At 52.7% G+C, this 16,544-nt stretch carries 17 protein-coding genes; 15 read left to right on the top strand and 2 right to left on the bottom strand.

The features are described 5' to 3' along the window. Window positions 1-6 precede the first annotated feature (6 nt). The 3 genes from MUB23_RS17655 to MUB23_RS17645 are packed head-to-tail and all read left to right on the top strand — an operon-like array spanning window position 7 to window position 2,943. A complete protein-coding gene (locus MUB23_RS17655; RefSeq protein ID WP_244802068.1) occupies window positions 7-930 on the top strand; it encodes an ABC transporter permease in 924 nt (307 codons plus the stop codon). 10 nt (window positions 931-940) lie between these two features. After that, the gene (locus MUB23_RS17650; protein ID WP_244802067.1) at window positions 941-1,966 is read left to right on the top strand and encodes an ABC transporter ATP-binding protein; all 1,026 of its coding nucleotides are present in this window, start codon (window positions 941-943) and stop codon (window positions 1,964-1,966) included. After that, window positions 1,963-2,943, top strand: coding sequence for an ABC transporter ATP-binding protein (locus tag MUB23_RS17645; protein ID WP_244802066.1), 981 nt, complete (start codon window positions 1,963-1,965; stop codon window positions 2,941-2,943). Before MUB23_RS17650 ends, MUB23_RS17645 begins: the two co-directional genes overlap by 4 nt. Before the next feature lie 52 nt (window positions 2,944-2,995). On the opposite strand, the gene MUB23_RS17640 is transcribed toward MUB23_RS17645, so the two are convergent. Further along, entirely contained in the window at window positions 2,996-3,439 is a 444-nt protein-coding gene (locus tag MUB23_RS17640; RefSeq protein ID WP_244802065.1) for a MarR family winged helix-turn-helix transcriptional regulator, read from the bottom strand. A 156-nt stretch (window positions 3,440-3,595) separates the two neighbouring features. Next, a complete protein-coding gene (locus tag MUB23_RS17635) occupies window positions 3,596-4,720 on the bottom strand; it encodes a KamA family radical SAM protein (RefSeq protein ID WP_244802064.1) in 1,125 nt (374 codons plus the stop codon). A 669-nt stretch (window positions 4,721-5,389) separates the two neighbouring features. Between MUB23_RS17635 and MUB23_RS17630 the strand changes: the two genes are divergently transcribed. From MUB23_RS17630 to MUB23_RS17575, 12 genes are all read left to right on the top strand, one after another. Then, window positions 5,390-5,758, top strand: a complete 369-nt coding sequence (locus MUB23_RS17630; protein WP_244802063.1) for a hypothetical protein — start codon at window positions 5,390-5,392, stop codon at window positions 5,756-5,758. 4 nt (window positions 5,759-5,762) lie between these two features. Next, the gene (locus MUB23_RS17625) at window positions 5,763-6,806 is read left to right on the top strand and encodes a V0D/AC39 family V-type ATPase subunit (protein ID WP_244802062.1); all 1,044 of its coding nucleotides are present in this window, start codon (window positions 5,763-5,765) and stop codon (window positions 6,804-6,806) included. A gap of 12 nt (window positions 6,807-6,818) precedes the next feature. Then, on the top strand, window positions 6,819-8,825 hold the full coding sequence (locus MUB23_RS17620) for a V-type ATP synthase subunit I (protein WP_244802061.1): 2,007 nt from the start codon (window positions 6,819-6,821) through the stop codon (window positions 8,823-8,825). A gap of 11 nt (window positions 8,826-8,836) precedes the next feature. Beyond that, on the top strand, window positions 8,837-9,277 hold the full coding sequence (locus MUB23_RS17615) for an ATP synthase subunit C (protein ID WP_244802060.1): 441 nt from the start codon (window positions 8,837-8,839) through the stop codon (window positions 9,275-9,277). A 16-nt stretch (window positions 9,278-9,293) separates the two neighbouring features. Then, window positions 9,294-9,602 (top strand): V-type ATP synthase subunit F, encoded by a 309-nt coding sequence (locus MUB23_RS17610; protein ID WP_244802059.1) that lies wholly within the window; start codon window positions 9,294-9,296, stop codon window positions 9,600-9,602. Window positions 9,603-9,634: 32 nt separating this feature from the next. After that, window positions 9,635-10,231 carry a V-type ATP synthase subunit E gene (locus tag MUB23_RS17605; RefSeq protein WP_244802058.1) on the top strand — a complete coding sequence of 199 codons (597 nt, stop codon included), beginning with the start codon at window positions 9,635-9,637 and terminating at the stop codon, window positions 10,229-10,231. Continuing rightward, window positions 10,224-11,990: a V-type ATP synthase subunit A gene (locus tag MUB23_RS17600; RefSeq protein WP_244802057.1), complete on the top strand. Its 1,767-nt coding sequence runs from the start codon at window positions 10,224-10,226 to the stop codon at window positions 11,988-11,990. The genes MUB23_RS17605 and MUB23_RS17600 overlap by 8 nt, the downstream gene beginning before the upstream one ends. Window positions 11,991-12,001: 11 nt before the next feature. Continuing rightward, window positions 12,002-13,387: a V-type ATP synthase subunit B gene (locus tag MUB23_RS17595; protein ID WP_244802056.1), complete on the top strand. Its 1,386-nt coding sequence runs from the start codon at window positions 12,002-12,004 to the stop codon at window positions 13,385-13,387. Window positions 13,388-13,399: 12 nt separating this feature from the next. Then, on the top strand, window positions 13,400-14,017 hold the full coding sequence (locus MUB23_RS17590; RefSeq protein ID WP_244802055.1) for a V-type ATP synthase subunit D: 618 nt from the start codon (window positions 13,400-13,402) through the stop codon (window positions 14,015-14,017). A gap of 161 nt (window positions 14,018-14,178) precedes the next feature. Beyond that, window positions 14,179-15,072, top strand: a complete 894-nt coding sequence (gene ftcD, locus MUB23_RS17585) for a glutamate formimidoyltransferase (RefSeq protein ID WP_244802054.1) — start codon at window positions 14,179-14,181, stop codon at window positions 15,070-15,072. A 131-nt stretch (window positions 15,073-15,203) separates the two neighbouring features. Beyond that, window positions 15,204-15,854, top strand: a complete 651-nt coding sequence (locus MUB23_RS17580) for a cyclodeaminase/cyclohydrolase family protein (protein WP_244802053.1) — start codon at window positions 15,204-15,206, stop codon at window positions 15,852-15,854. A gap of 38 nt (window positions 15,855-15,892) precedes the next feature. Continuing rightward, complete coding sequence (locus tag MUB23_RS17575) at window positions 15,893-16,507, top strand: HutD/Ves family protein (RefSeq protein WP_244802052.1); 615 nt, start codon at window positions 15,893-15,895, stop codon at window positions 16,505-16,507. Window positions 16,508-16,544: the final 37 nt, after the last annotated feature.

Below are 16,544 nucleotides of genomic sequence, written 5' to 3'. Positions count from 1 at the left end.
GCCTGCATGGAAAATTTAACAAAAGACCTCTTTACCGTTGTTGGTAAAAATGTCGATAAAATGGATAGTATCTCCCGGCCGAACCTGTCTTTCTGGAAGGATGCCTGGCGGCGGCTGAAAAAGAATCGTGCGGCCTTTTGCGGTCTCTGCATTTTGATTCTATTTGGCCTTTTGGCAATATTTGCACCGATGTTCAGCAGGTACACTTACACGGCCATGGATACCGCTGCTGTTCACGCGGTGCCCTCCGCCGAACATTGGCTGGGTGCAGACTCGGCAGGCCGGGATTTGTGGGTGCGCATCTGGATGGGCGCCCGAGTCTCGCTTTCCATCGGCCTGATCGCCGCTGTGGTTAATGCCCTTGTGGGCGCGTTGATCGGTGGATTCTGCGGCTACTATGGCGGTAAGATAGACATGATTATGATGCGGGTGGTAGAGATCCTTTACGGAATCCCTCATCTAATTATTGTGATTCTGGTTATGCTGGTATTGGGACGCGGCATGCCTACCATGATCGTGGCGCTCTGTATCACCGGATGGATCGGAAGCTGCCGATTTGTACGCGGAGAAGTGTACCGTCTAAAGGAACAAGATTACGTTCTGGCGGCCAAGGTGTTGGGAGTCAGCGATTTTACTATCATTGTCCGCCATATCATTCCAAACATTCTGGGTATGATTATCACCAACCTCTGTATGGCGATTCCGGGCGCGATTTTTAATGAGGCATTCTTAAGCTATATCGGCCTGGGGATTCGTCCGCCGCAGTGCTCCTGGGGAGTACTGGCCAAAGAAGGGGTTGCCAATCTGCGCGCGGCGCCTCACGAGGTCATGATTCCGGCGTTCTTTATCTGTGTCACCATGCTGGCTTTGAATCTGTTGGGCGACGGCCTGCGCGATGCGGTAGATCCGAAACTGCGCGGTACTGAGTAAGGAGGGTTTTATGGCAGAATACGAAAATTTATTGGAAATTAAAAATTTATCCTTCTCCTTTAAAACCTACGGAGGCACCGTGAAGGCGGTTCGCAATGTGAGCTTAACCCTGCGAAAAGGGGAAATTTTAGGCATTGTGGGGGAGTCCGGCTGCGGTAAAAGTGTGACGGCCCAATGTATTATGCGTTTAAACCCGGAACCTCCCGGCTTTTTCGAAGGGGGAGAGATCCTTTATAAGGGCAAGGACGTATTGAAGATGAGTAAGGCAGAGCTCAAGGCGCTGCGTAGCAGGGAAATTGGTTTTATTTTCCAGGATCCCATGACATCGCTGAATCCTACCATGCGTGTGGGAAAACAGATTGAAGAAGTATTCCATGGTCATAAAGATATTTCGAAAGCCGAAATTCATAAAAAGGTGTTAAACATTATGAGACTGGTGGGGATTTCCGACGCGGAAAAACGTTATCGCCAGTATCCCCATGAACTATCCGGTGGAATGAAGCAGAGGATCATGATTGCCATCGCTTTGGTCAGCGATCCCACCATGATCATTTGTGACGAGCCGACCACCTCCCTGGACGTTACCATCGAGGCGCAGATTCTGGATCTGCTTTTGGAACTAAGGGAAAAGTTTGGAACCTCTATTATTATGATTACACACGACCTTGGAGTCATTGCCAAGCTCTGTGACCGCGTGGTAGTCATGTACGGCGGCAAGGTTTTAGAAAACGGAACGGTAGATGAAATTTTCTATGAAACCGCCCATCCTTATACCTATGGCCTGATGAATTCCATCGCCAGTTTGGATACCGATAAGAATAGCGTTTTAACGCCGATTCCCGGCACTCCCCCCGATTTGTTTGCACCACCGAAGGGTTGCCCCTTTGCGGCGCGCTGTGATTATGCGATGAAAGTATGCTTGGAGCATCCGCCGGAATATACGAATCTTACCGAGGAGCACCGATCCGCCTGCTGGCTGCAGCATGAGATGGCTCCCAAGGTAGATCTGCGAGGGAAGAGAAAGGAGACCGTATGAGCGAAGAAAAGAAAGTGGTAACGCCCGAACCGCTGATACAGGCGGACGATCTGTGTAAATTCTTTCAGCTCTCCCGGAAGGCAACTCTGAAAGCTGTGAACCATGTGACCTTTAACGTAAATAAAGGGGAGACGGTTGGTTTGGTAGGCGAATCCGGCTGCGGGAAATCGACCACCGGACGTTGCCTGGTCAATCTCTACACACCTACCTCTGGCCACGTCTACTATAAGGGGCGGGACATTCAGACCTTCTCAAAAGAGGAACGGATGAAGTTTCACTCGGATGTACAGATGATTTTTCAGAATCCTTACGCCTCGCTGAATCCCCGTATGACAGTGGGAGAGATTGTGACCGAGGGGATGAAGCTGCATCACAGTAAATTGTCCAGTGCAGAATGCCAGCAGAAGGCGGAAGCATTGTTGGCCCGCGTAGGTCTGAATAAAGAGCATATGAACCGTTTCAGCCATGAGTTTTCCGGCGGTCAGAGACAGCGGATCGGTATTGCCCGCGCATTATCGGTGGATCCGGAGTTCATTGTCTGCGATGAACCGATCTCGGCCCTGGACGTGTCGATTCAGGCGCAGGTAATTAACATGCTGAAGAAATTGCAGCAAGAGCTGGGGCTGACTTATCTCTTTATCGCCCATGATTTAAGCGTTGTCAAATATATTTCCGACCGCGTAATTGTCATGTATCTGGGGACCATTGTAGAGGAAGCACCGGCGGATGAGCTTTATGCCCATCCGGTACATCCTTACACCCAGGCGTTGCTTTCCGCCATCCCGGTGGCCGATCCTCGGGTGACCAAGGCTAAAAAACGGATCGTCATTAAAGGGGAAATTCCCAGTCCTATCAATCCCAAGGAATGCTGTCAGTTTACCGACCGGTGCCCTTACGCAACCGATCGTTGCCGTGAAGAAGTTCCGGTACGCAAAGAAATCGAGGCGGGACATTTTGTATCTTGCCATTTGCATTAAAGACTTAAAAATAAAAGAATACCGTCCGGAAATTTTTCCGGACGGTATTCTTTTATTCCAGTTTTTTTAAAATCCTCAGCGTAGTGCTGACGGATTTTTGAAATTCTTCCCGGTCGTCTTCGGACAGGGAAGAAATCCGGTTGGTCAAGGACCGCCTGATCTGTTCTTTTTCTGTCTGAAGGAAATGCCTGCCTGCATCGGTCAGCTGAATATAGACCAGGGTGCGGTTTTCCGGATCGTGGACCCGCTCGACATATCCGTGCTCCACCAGCGGCGCTACGGCGCGGGTGGCCTGCTCCTTGGAGGAGGCGATGTAGGCGGCTAACTGGGACATGGTGAGCCGGGGCTTTCCGATCAGGGAAAGCAGGATGTACAGCTGCGTTTTCGTCAGGCGCGGTTCTTTCAGGTTGACGGAGTTCATAACAAGTTTCTGGCAGATCGGAAACACTTCCAGGATAGAATTTGTCACGGAATCGTCATATGTCGGCGCGTTCATAGTTTCTCCCTCCATGCGGCTTGCGCACATTATGGTCACGGGAAAAGAAGAAGCAATTCAACTGCCGCCCTGATTGGACCGGCAGAATCTCCCATACCGATGTCAATTATACAAACAGGAATGGATCCCGTCAATCGGTTTCGGCGGAAATGATGTCTATGCAACGACCGCTTCTTTGTGGGGATCGTCAAAGTCCAGCCAGCATTGGTCATTCTCCACATCCACAGTGAAAATACGAGAAGCATCCTCGGAATATTTGGCCTGATGGTATTTGAACAGCATCTCGCCGGAGGGCATGCCGCCTAGAATCTCGATTTTGCCGGTGACGTGGGAGAGGCAGTAGCGTACGGATTTCCCTTGGCCATTTTGCATCTGTTTTGCGGCTTCCACGATTTCGTATCCCCTTCGAAGAGGAACCTGGAACTGGTTTTTTACTCCCAGAGCCGGGCGGCACTGGAAAATGTAGTAAGGCGTCACGCCAAAGCGCGTCAATTTGCTGAAAAGTTCACCGAGGACCTGAGGATCGTCGTTTACCCCTTTTAAAAGCACGGTTTGATTCCGGACCACAATCCGCCGCTTTAGCAGCGCGTCGATGGCTTTTTTGGCTTCCAAAGTCAGCTCCTTTGGATGATTAAACTGCGTGATGACGAAGAGCTGCTTTTTGGCGGAGTATTGTTCCAGGCAGTCCAGAAGCTCCTGGTCTTCCGTGATGCGCTGCGGCAGCACCACCGGCACGCGGGTTCCAAAGCGGATGAAATCCAGGTGATCAATCTGGGTAAAAATTTCCAGGTATTTCCGGATAACTGCTGTGCTGTTTAAGAAGGAATCACCGCCGGAAATCAGGATATTGGTGATCTCCTGGTGGCGGGACACATAGTCGGCCATCTCGCCCAGCTGGGACGCGATTTCATCGCTGGAGGAGCCGACCATCCGCTTGCGGAAACAGTGGCGGCAGTACATCGCGCATTGATTGGTGGAAAGAATCAGCGCGGTCTGCCCGTATTTATGCTGCATTCCTTGGATTACCGTGTTGGAACACTCCCCGCTGGTATCCTCGGTACCCTCGCATTGAAACTCGGAAACCTCCGGGATGGCCATTTTCCGGATGGGATCCTGCGGATCGGAAAAATCAATCAGGGACCGGTAATACTCCGGAATCTTCATCGGATATTTATCCAAAATTTCATTCATCGCCTGTACGTCCTGTTCGCTGAGATTCATCGCTGCAGCCAACTCTTCTGCCTGGGTACTGCTCTCTCTTAACATATTTTGCCAACCCATAAGTTACCTCCTTTTACTGTTTGTACAACTGGTTTCCGGTGTTGGCCATCGTAAAAGATGGCTGTGACGTTTTGGGCCGGATCTGCGGCCGGGGAAAATGAAATAAGAACCATCCCGGAAGGAACTTCCGAGATGAGACATTTTGATTATCCGACATGGGGGAAGGATAAAATGGTTAAAATATAATAATAGGAAGAAATTCATTCTGGTAAGACGATCGGAATACGTGAGGATGAATTCATAGAAATTGATATTTATCAATTGTTTACAATGCAATTATAGAGGATTAATTGATAAAAGTCAATAGTTAACGGATGATAAAGTGTAAAAATGACGTTAAGAAAAGTAAGTGGTAGAATAATATAGAAGAAAATTTATGAATGAGTAAAAAGAACGCCACAGGAAGAATGGTGTCGAAAAAGACCTGTTTGCGGATCGACAAAGGAAAGGGAGGCCAATGGATGGTGAGAAAAAGAGGGATTTCAGGGAGATCGAGGCGTACTGTTGGAAGCTCAACCGGTTGACAAAATTTGAACGAGATCTTAGCGCATGGCTGGAAAGGTGAAAAAGACTCCGTTTTCCTATGTTTTTTATGAAAATTTCATTTTTTCTTCAGTTACCAAAAAAGAGAGGGGGAAAAATATTCTTCCTTTTTTGTGAAAAAGGTGTATGATAAAGTTAAATCAGACCGGGGTTCCCGGAGAGAAAGGCAGGCGGAACAGTCAAATGGAGAATGTGATCAATAAATTGTCGGAGATTGAGACGATCGCTTCAAAAATCATGGAGGCAGTGATTGCCAGAAAGAAGGAGATCGCCCGCCAGAAAGAAGCTGAAAAAAAGGCTTTTGACGCAAGGCTGGAAGAAGAGACCGGACGGAAGCTGGCTGAGATCCGTCAGAAGCTGGAGGACGGAAAGTCGGCTGAAATCATGAAACTCCAGGAAAATGTGGAAAAAGTGATGGAGCGGATGGAGACGGATTTTGACGCAAGGCAGGATGAGATGGCCGATGAGATCTGCGCGAAAATATTAGGGATGTGAAGAGATGGGAACATTATTATCCTACAGTGGCCTGACCACGAAGATTCGGGCGATGGAGAGCCGTCTGATGAAGGAGTCCCAGTTCCGGGAAATTTCGGAGATGCTCACCGTCCCGCAGGTGGTGGCCTATCTGAAGCAGCAGCCCGGTTTTCGCAGGCTCTGGGCCGAGGTAGATGAAGGAAAACTGCGCCGGAACGAGGTGGAGCATCTGCTCCGCAGGACGATCTACCAGGATTTTGCACGGATTTATCACTTTGCAAATCCGGAACAGAGGAAGTTTCTCGACCTGTATTTCAAGCGCTATGAGATTGTGGCGATGAAGCAGTGCATGAATAATATTTTTGACCACCGGGATGTGGTGCTGGATCTATCCTTGTTTTCGGAATTCTTTGGGCGCCACTCCAAATTAAATTTGGAAAAGCTGATGCACTCCTCCACGATGGATGAATTCATCGAAAACTTAAGGGGAAGCGAGTATTACAGCCTCCTGAGCCAGATGAAAAGCAGTACGGTCCATCCGTTGATTTTTGACTATGGAATGGCGCTGGATCAGCACTATTTTACCCAGATCTGGAAATTAAAAAATAAGCTCTTCAAGGGGCTTGATTTAGAAGAGGTTACAATGGCTTACGGGCGGAAATTCGATATGCTGAATTTGAACTGGATCTACCGCTCAAAAAAGTATTACCAGATGACTCCCAACCAGATTTATCCGCTGTTGATTCCGGTCCGGTATAAGCTCCGGAAGGATGAGGTAAAGCGGATGGTGGAGGCGGAGAGCATCGACGAGCTGAAAAACCTCCTGTACCAGTCTTACTATGCGAAGTTCCGGGATGAGATGGATCCGGAAAGCCTGGAGGAAGCGTATGTGTACATCCTCCGGAATATTCTGGAGAAAGAGGCAAGGAAACACCCGCATTCTGTTGCGGTGATGTATTCCTACCTCTACCATAAAGAGCATGAGATCAACCGCCTGACCACAGCGGTGGAGTGTGTCCGCTACGGGATCCGCCCGGAAGAGACCATCCAGTATGTGATGAAGAACTAAGGGAGGGCAGCAATGATTGTTAAAATGAAATTCTTGAGCATCACTGGTCCCAAGGAGGACATCGACCGGGTGGTGAATCAGTATTTATCCAAATATGAAATCCATCTGGAAAATGCGCTGGCTCAGTTAACCGAAGTTCAGCATCTGTCCCCTTACATCCAGGCCAACCCTTACCGGGACGCCTTGGGCAAGGCCAATGACTTTGTCCGTTCCCTGGGGCCGGAGGCGGAGAAAGAAGAGCCGGAGCAGATGTCGGTGGAGGAGGCCCTCTCCCTGATCCAGAATCTGGAGGAGAGGCTGCTGGAAACGGATAGCAGGCGGGCCGAGCTGGAAGCACAGAAGGCGGATTTAGAAAAAGAACTGCGGACGCTGACCCCGTTCCGGGGGCTGCCGGAGACCATGAGGGTGATCCTGAACTTCCGGTTTATCCGGTGCCGGTTTGGCCGGATCGGCCGGGAGTTTTACAGCAATTTCGAGCAATATGTCTACGACAGCGTGGATACGGTTTTCTATAAAAGCTACATGGATGAGAATTTTGTCTGGGGTGTGTATTTTGCCCCACGGACACAGATTGATAAGGTGGATGCGGTCCTGTCCTCCATGCACTTTGAGCGGCTTTTTATCTCCGAGCAGTACGACGAGTACAAGGGGACGCCGGAGGACGCCTATGTGGAATTGGAGTCAAAGCTGAAAGAGGTCGTCCGACAGGTTCAGGAATGCAAGAACGAGGCGGTGGGAATCCTCCACACGGAAGCGCGGAAAGTGATCTCGGCCAGAGAATGTCTGAATGCCCTGTCCGTCAACTTCGATGTCCGGAAGGTGGCTGCCTGCGTAAAAGAGAAGCGCGATACTTTTTACGTACTCTGCGGCTGGATGGCGGAAAAGGATGCGCTCCAGTTCCAGAAGGAAGTGGAAAACGACGACCGGCTGTTCTGCATCATCGAGGACGATAAGAACAACATCCATTGCAAACCGCCGACCAAGCTGCGAAATCCGAAGATTTTCAAGCCTTTCGAAATGTTTGTGCGGATGTATGGGCTGCCGGATTACCGGGAGATGGATCCCACGATCTTCGTGGCAATCACCTACACCTTTATCTTCGGCGCCATGTTCGGCGACGTAGGTCAGGGGCTCTGCCTGGCGGTAGGAGGCTTTTTGCTCTATCACTTTAAAAAGATGGATCTGGCCGCCATCATCGGCACGGCGGGGATCTTTTCCACGATATTCGGGTTCCTGTTCGGCAGCGTGTTCGGCTTTGAGACGCTGGATCCGGTCTGGCTGCGGCCGATGAACGCCATGATGGATGTGCCCTTTGTCGGACAGCTGAACACGGTGTTTATCGTAGCCATCGGCTTCGGCATGGGCCTGATTTTGCTGGCCATGGTGTTCCACATTGTAAACGGGATCAAAGCCAGGGATCCGGAAAATATCTGGTTTGACACCAATGCGCTGGCCGGGCTGGTGTTTTACGGTTCGGCGGCGGTCGCCATTGTTTTGATGATGACCGGACACACGATGCCGGGTGCGATCGTCCTCTTATTGATGTTCGGCGTTCCGCTCCTTTTGATCTTTTTGAAAGAGCCGCTGACGGCTCTGGTGGAGAAGAAAAAGGATAAGATGGAGGGCGGCAAGGTCATGTTTGTGGTGCAGGGCTTCTTCGAACTTTTTGAAGTTCTGCTCAGCTATTTTTCCAACACGCTGTCATTCGTCCGTATCGGCGCCTTTGCGGTCAGCCATGCGGCTATGATGAGCGTGGTGCTGACGCTGGCCGGCGCGGAAAACGGGGGATCCCCCAACTGGCTGGTTGTGGTGTTGGGCAATATCTTTGTCTGTGGCCTGGAAGGGCTGATTGTTGGAATTCAGGTGCTGCGTCTGGAATACTATGAGATGTTCAGCCGCTTCTACAAAGGCACCGGAAAAGAATTTGTCCCGTTCCTGTACCGGAGCAAGATCCGGGGCAGCGGCGGAACATTGAATATACAGGGTAAAGGAAAAAATAGAGAGAGAGAGAATATTTAGGAGGTATTGTCATGACAACATTAGCTATGGTTACGCTCGCGGTGGCGCTGGTATTCAGCATTTTGATTCCTTTTGGAGTTTTTTTGGGCGGACGGCGCACAAAGGGACGCTATAAAGCGGCACTTGGGACCAATGTATTTCTATTTTTCGGCACGCTCTTGATTGCGGCAGTCGTTTTGTTTGGCGGCGGCGCTCCGGTGATGGCGGAAGCGGGCGCAGCGGAAAGCGCGGGCCTTGCCACCGGACTGGGCTATATTGCGGCGGCATTGGTTACCGGCCTTTCTTGTATCGGCGGCGGTATCGCCGTGGCCAGCGCAGCCAGCGCGGCTTTGGGCGCGATCAGCGAAGATCAGTCGGTACTTGGTAAATCGTTGATCTTCGTCGGCCTGGCAGAAGGCGTGGCGCTGTACGGATTGATTATTTCCTTCATGATTCTCGGTAAACTGGGTTAAGAAGGCGGGGCAGGCGATGAGGATGTTTTTGATTAGCGACAATGGAGATACCTTGACCGGGATGCGCCTGGCAGGCGTGGAGGGCGTGGTCGTCCGGACCAGGGATGAACTGCGCGCAGCGCTGGAAAAGGCGCTGGCGGACAAGGAACTGGGCATCCTTCTTCTGATGGAGCGGTTCGGGCGGGAGTTCCCGGAGCTGATCGACGATGTGAAGCTTCACCACCGCTTGCCTTTGATCGTGGAGATCCCGGACCGTCACGGAACCGGGCGGGCTCCGGATTTCATTACCTCCTATGTCAATGAGGCAATCGGTTTGAAGCTCTAAAAAGTAATGGTAAGTAAGAATCAGGAAGGTAGGTGGTTCCTTTGACGACCGAGGAAAAATTGCAGCATTTTTATGAGGTCTCCGTGGAAAATGCCAAGGAGGAGGCCGAAGGTGCTGTTACAGAATATGAGCAGGTGTTGGAAGCTTCCCTGGAGGAGCATCGTCAGGCGAAACGCCGCCAGGCGGAGATGGAGCTGAAAGCTGAGGCGGACAATGCGAAACGCCAGGTCAACAAAGCTCTCTCGGCGGAGCAGCTGCGGATTAAGCGGCGGCTCTCCAAAAAGCAAGATCAGTTGAAAGATAAGCTGTTCGGCAAGGTGGCCGATAAGCTGAACGCGTTCCGAGAGACGCCGGATTATGAAGCGTACCTGCTGAAAAAAATTGAGGAGGCGAAAGCCTTTGCCGGCGAAGACGAGCTGGTTTTGACCCTGGGCCGCGGCGATGAATCGCTGGCCGGCCGTCTCAAAGAAAAAGGCGGCCATGAGCTGGAGATCGCGGAAGAAGACTTTGGCGGCGGTTTGAAGGCAGTCGTTCCCACGAAGAATATTTTGATTGACAATTCCTTCTCTTCCTTGCTGGAAGGGGAAAAGGAAGCGTTTACCTTTGACGGGAGGATCCTCCATGGCTAAGACAGCGACAATCTACGGGGTCAACGGCCCCGTCATCTATCTGAAAGGCGACACCGGCTTTCAGATGGCGGAAATGGTCTATGCCGGCAAGGAGCGTCTGGTCGGCGAGGTTATTTCCCTGAAAAAAGATATGACCACGGTGCAGGTGTTCGAGGAGACCACAGGGCTGATGCCCGGAGAAACGGTGAAGGCCACCGGGGATGCGATTTCTGTAACCTTAGGCCCCGGCATTCTGCACAATATTTTTGACGGCATTGAGCGCCCCCTTGGAGAGATTGCCAAGATGTCGGGAAAGTACATTTCCCGCGGCATGAGCGTGGATGCCCTGGACCGGCATAAAAAGTGGAGCACCCATGTGGTGGTGAAAGCAGGCGAGGAAGTCCACGGCGGCACCATCATCGCGGAAGTCCCGGAGACCAGCTCCATTGTGCACAAATCCATGATTCCGCCGGATCTTTCCGGAGTGATCGTTCAAACGGTTCCGGACGGTGATTACACGATTGAAGAACCGATCGTTGTGGTGCGCACCGGAGACGGAAGAGAGGTTCCGGTCTGTCTGGCCCAGAAATGGCCGATCCGGATCCCGCGGCCGGTGGAAAAACGGTATCCGGCCAGCAAGCCGCTTTTGACCGGCCAGCGGATTCTGGACACCTTGTTCCCGATCGCCAAAGGGGGCACCGCAGCGGTGCCGGGCGGTTTCGGAACCGGGAAGACCATGACCCAGCATCAGATTGCAAAATGGTCCAATGCGGACATTATCGTCTATATCGGCTGCGGAGAGCGCGGAAATGAGATGACCCAGGTGTTGGAAGAATTCGGCGAGCTGACCGACCCCCGGACCGGAAATCTTTTGATGGACCGGACCGCGCTGATCGCCAATACCTCGAATATGCCGGTAGCGGCCCGTGAAGCTTCGATCTATACCGGCGTGACCCTTGCCGAGTATTACCGGGATATGGGCTACGACGTTGCCATTATGGCGGATTCCACTTCCCGCTGGGCCGAGGCGCTCCGCGAGCTTTCCGGACGTCTGGAGGAGATGCCGGCGGAGGAAGGCTTCCCGGCCTATCTGGCTTCCCGGCTGTCCGCGTTCTACGAGCGGGCCGGGGATATGCAGAACCTGAACGGAACCGAGGGTTCCGTCTCCATCATCGGCGCCGTTTCCCCTCAGGGCGGCGACTTTTCCGAGCCGGTCACTCAGAATACCAAGCGTTTTGTCCGCTGTTTCTGGGGCTTGGACAAATCCCTGGCTTACGCGAGACACTTTCCGGCCATCCATTGGCTGACCAGTTACAGCGAGTATTTGAGTGATCTGGCCTTCTGGTATAAGGAAGAGGTTTCCCCGAAGTTTGTGGACGACCGAAATCAGATCCTTGCAATCCTGAACAAGGAGAGTAGCCTGATGGAGATCGTCAAACTGATCGGCAGCGACGTACTGCCGGATGATCAAAAGCTGGTGCTGGAGATCGCCCGCGTCGTACGTCTGGGATTTTTGCAGCAGAACGCCTTCCACCCGGAGGACACCTGTGTGCCGATGCGGAAGCAGTTCTTGATGATGGAGATCATTCTCTATTTCTATCAGAAATGCCGGGAACTGGTAGCCATGGGAATGCCGATGTCGGTGTTAAAGAGCGAAGATATCTTCGAGAAAATCATCTCGATCAAATATGACGTGCCGAACAATCAGCCGGAGCTTTTTGACGCATACAAAAAGCGGGTGGATGATTTCTATCAGAACGTCCTGAAGAAGAACGCATAAGGAGGAGCAGTATGCCGATTGAATATCTGGGATTAAGTGAGATCAACGGTCCTCTTGTGGTTCTGGAGGACGTGAAAAATGCGTCTTATGACGAGATCGTCGAGTTCCGCATGGACCACGGCGAGCGCAAGCTGGGGCGTATCGTGGAAATTTATGAAGACCGGGCGGTGATCCAGGTGTTTGAAGGGACGGAAAACATGTCCTTGCAGAATACCCATACCAAGCTGACCGGCCGCCCGATGGAGGTGGATCTGTCCCCGGATATCCTGGGACGGACGTTCAACGGGATCGGCGAGGTCATCGACGGCTTGGGGCCGATCATGCCGGAGGCAAGGCTTAACATCAACGGCCTGCCGTTAAACCCGGTGACACGGGAATATCCGAGAAACTATATCTGCACCGGTATCTCAGCCATCGACGGCCTGACGACGCTGATCCGCGGCCAAAAGCTTCCGATTTTCTCCGGAAACGGACTGCCCCATGACCAGCTGGCGGCGCAGATTGTACAGCAGGCGTCCTTGGGCGGCTCCGGCGATGAAAAATTTGCCATCGTCTTTGCCGCGATGGGCGTGAAATACGATGTGGCCGAATTCTTCCGCCGCACCTTTGAGGAGAGCGGCGTCTCGGACCACGTGGTGATGTATTTGAACCTTGCCAATGATCCGGTGGTGGAACGTCTGATCACGCCGAAGGTGGCGCTGACCGCCGCGGAGTATCTGGCCTTTGAGCAGGGCATGCACATCCTGGTTATCCTGACCGATATCACGTCCTTCGCCGAGGCCATGCGTGAGGTTTCTTCTTCCAAGGGAGAGATTCCTTCCCGGAAGGGCTATCCCGGCTATCTCTACAGTGAGCTGGCGACGCTTTATGAGCGGGCTGGTATCGTCCGGGGCGGAGAAGGATCCGTGACCCAGATTCCGATTCTGACCATGCCCAACGATGATATCACCCATCCGATCCCGGATCTGACCGGCTATATCACCGAAGGCCAGATCGTGCTGGACCGGACCATGCACGGCCAGGCGATCTATCCGCCGATCAACGTGCTGCCGTCCCTGTCGCGTCTGATGAAGGATGGTATCGGAAAAGGCTACACCAGAGAGGATCATCAGGACGTGGCCAATCAGCTTTTCTCCTGTTACGCCAAGGTGGGCGACGCCAGAGCGCTGGCCTCCGTCATCGGCGAGGATGAGCTGTCCCCTCTCGATAAAAAATATCTGGAATTCGGAAATGCGTTTGAGCACGACTTTGTCGGCCAAGGGCCAAACGAAAACCGGACGATCCTGGAAACCCTGGATAAAGGCTGGGAGCTTCTCCGGATGATTCCGAGGGAGGAACTGGACCGGATCGACACCAAGATTTTGGAGCGGTATTACCCGGCGGAAAGCAAAGAGTAAAGGGGGGAGCGTATGGATCCAAATACATTTCCCACAAAAGGGAATCTGATCCAGGCCAAGAATTCCCTGGCCCTGTCGCGGCAGGGATTTGAGCTGATGGATAAAAAGCGGAATATCCTGATTCGGGAGCTGATGGAACTGATCGACCAGGCCAAAGATATCCAGTCTCAAATCGATGTGACCTTCCGGACCGCCTATGAGGCTTTGCAGAAGGCCAACATGATTCTGGGCATCAACTTTATCCAGCAGATCTCCTTCACGGTCCCGGTGGAGAACTCCATCCGGGTCAAGACCAGGAGTGTTATGGGCACGGAGATTCCCCTGGTGGAGGCCGAGCCCTCGTCGAACGTGCCGACCTACGCGTATTACAGCACCAAAGCCGTGCTGGATGAAGCCAAGGAGGATTTCGAAAAGGTAAAGGAACTGACGATCCGGCTGTCCATGATTGAGAATGCGGCTTACCGCCTGGCCGTCAGCATCAAAAAGACTCAAAAGCGGGCCAATGCCCTGAAAAATATCACGATTCCCAAATATGAGCAGCTGACCAAGGACATCGGGGACGCGCTGGAAGAACGGGAGCGGGAAGAGTTTACGCGGCTGAAGGTGATTAAGAGAATGAAATCATCGTGAGACGTTAAGGGGAAAACGGGAAAGCAGAACGAGGAGCATTGCAGCTCTTTCGTGTTATTTTAAGCCGGCCCATGGATTTATTGACGGTTTATTGACGCATGGGATCGTATAATGAAACCATCATAGGGCAGAATCCGCCCAATCAGCAGGAGGATAAAAGTATGAATCAGATTATCGAGTGTGTGCCGAATTTCAGCGAGGGAAGAGACCTGGAAAAGGTAGAGAAGATTGTGGACAGCTTTCGGGGAAAAGAAGGCGTAAAGCTGTTAGATTACACTTCGGATAAGGATCATAACCGGAGCGTGGTGACCGTGATCGGCGAGCCGGAGCCCCTGCGCGACGCCATGGTGGAAGCCATCGGGAAAGCCGTGGAGCTGATCGACATGACGAAGCATGAGGGACAGCATCCCCGCATGGGCTGCGTGGACGTGATTCCCTTTATCCCGATCAAGGGCGTGACCGTGGAGGACGCGGATCGGATCGCCAAAGAGACCGCAAAGATCGCCTCGGAGAAATTCGGACAGCCTTTCTTCCTTTATGAGCAGTCCGCGACGGCTCCTCACCGGGAGAACCTGGCGGCGGTGAGAAAAGGACAGTTTGAGGGGATGGCCGAAAAGATGAAAGATCAGGCCATGTGGAAACCGGACTTCGGCCCGAATACGATTCATCCCACTGGCGGCGTTACGGCTATCGGCGCCAGAATGCCTCTGATTGCTTATAATATCAACCTGGATACCCCGAATTTGGAGATCGCGAAAAAGATCGCGGATAAGATCCGCCACGTCAAAGGCGGCTTCCGCTTCTGCAAGGCCATGGGCGTGATGCTGGAAGACCGGAACATTGCCCAGGTATCCATGAACCTGACTGATTTTACAAGGACGTCCGTTTACACCGTATTTGAGACGGTTCGGATGGAAGCCCGCCGCTATGGCGTGAACGTGCTGGGCAGCGAGATCGTGGGACTGGTTCCGCTGGCAGCCATGGTGGACTGCGCAGAATATTATCTGGGACTGGAAGGCTTTGACATGAAGCAGGTGCTGGAGACCAGACTGTAAAGATCCGATTTGGGCCCTGGGAGGACTGCTTGACTTTTCAAAAATCCGGTGAGGCTGGATACAGGGAAGCCAGGATTCCGGTTTGCCTGGGGCCCGTTTTATTTTGTTGATTGAAATATGGGAGGAATTTTATGGCGGACTTAAAAGATTTGACAGTGGAAGGATTTGTGCAGATCACTTCCTCGGATGAACCGGCCCCCGGCGGCGGAAGTGTTTCTGCCCTGGCCGGAGCCCTTGGCGCGGCGCTGGCGGAGATGGTAGCGCGGCTGACCACTGGCCGGGAGAAATACGCGGACGCGGAAGAAGCGATGCAGTTGGTTTTAAAGGAGGCTGCCCAGATCAAGGAAGAGCTTTTGCTGGCAATTCAGAAGGACAGCAGCTCTTTTGAACAGTACATGACGGCCCTGTCCATGCCGAAGAGCACGGAAGAGGAGAAGGCGGCCCGCCGCGCCGCCATGCAGGACGGCTTAAAGGCAGCCGCCCAGGTGCCCATGTCTGTGGCGCGTACCGCGGGCAGAATCCTGCCTCTGGCCCGCCTGGCGGTGACGCAGGGAAATTCCAATGCAGTGACGGATGGTCTGGTGGCTACCATGATGGCGCGGACCGCCGTGCTGGGAGCTCTGTTTAATGTGAGAATCAATCTGTCCTCCATCCGGGACGAGGCGTTTACCAGCGCCATGGCCGAGGAAGCCGACCGGCTGGAAGCGGAAGCTTTAAAGGGCGAGCAGGAAATTCTGGGGGAGGCGGCAAAGCTTGGCCTTTATCGGGCTGCGCTCGTCTGATTTCGGACGGGGAAGATCGGTAAGCGGAGGACACTGCCATGCAAATGCAAAAAATTGACGCCGGGCGGCAGGTGATCAGCCGTTGGAGCGGTGGAACCACCACGCAGCTTTCCATCGAACCTCCGGGCGCAAACTATGGGGAGAGAAGTTTTTTCTGGCGGCTCAGCTCCGCCACCGTGGAGCTTCCGGAAAGCGAGTTCACGCCGCTTCCGGATTATCAGCGAATTTTGATGATTTTGCGCGGAACGTTAACTCTGTCCCATGACGGGGGTGAGATGATCTCTCTCAAGGAGCGGGAGCCCCACCGGTTTGACGGCGCTTCCCACACGCTTAGCCGCGGGAAGGTTGTGGATTTTAACCTGATGCTGCGGAAGGGGATCTGCGAGGGTTCGCTCCAGGCTAAGATACTGGCTCAGGGAGAGCGCTGGAGCGGCTGTTATCGAGAGAGTTCGGTTCGTTCTACTTATTTTGTCTACTGTTTCCAGGGCTGCCTGACGGTATGCCATCCGGGCTGCCCGGATCAATCCCTGGAAGCTGGAGAAGGACTCCAGATTGATCGGAAAGCCGGGGAGGAAGAACTTTCCTGGCGTTTGGATAATCCTTCGGAGGAGAAGGAAGCGGTTGTTGTGATCGCTGAGATTTTTCAAAAATAGCAGTTTCAGCGCGGATCATCGGGACGTATGCGCAGCA

Origin of the sequence: Cuneatibacter sp. NSJ-177, from assembly GCF_022867805.1 — a bacterium.
GTDB lineage: Bacteria > Bacillota > Clostridia > Lachnospirales > Lachnospiraceae > Pseudolachnospira.
Note: the sequence above shows the minus strand (reverse complement) of the source record. Positions and strands in the feature narration are given on the sequence as shown.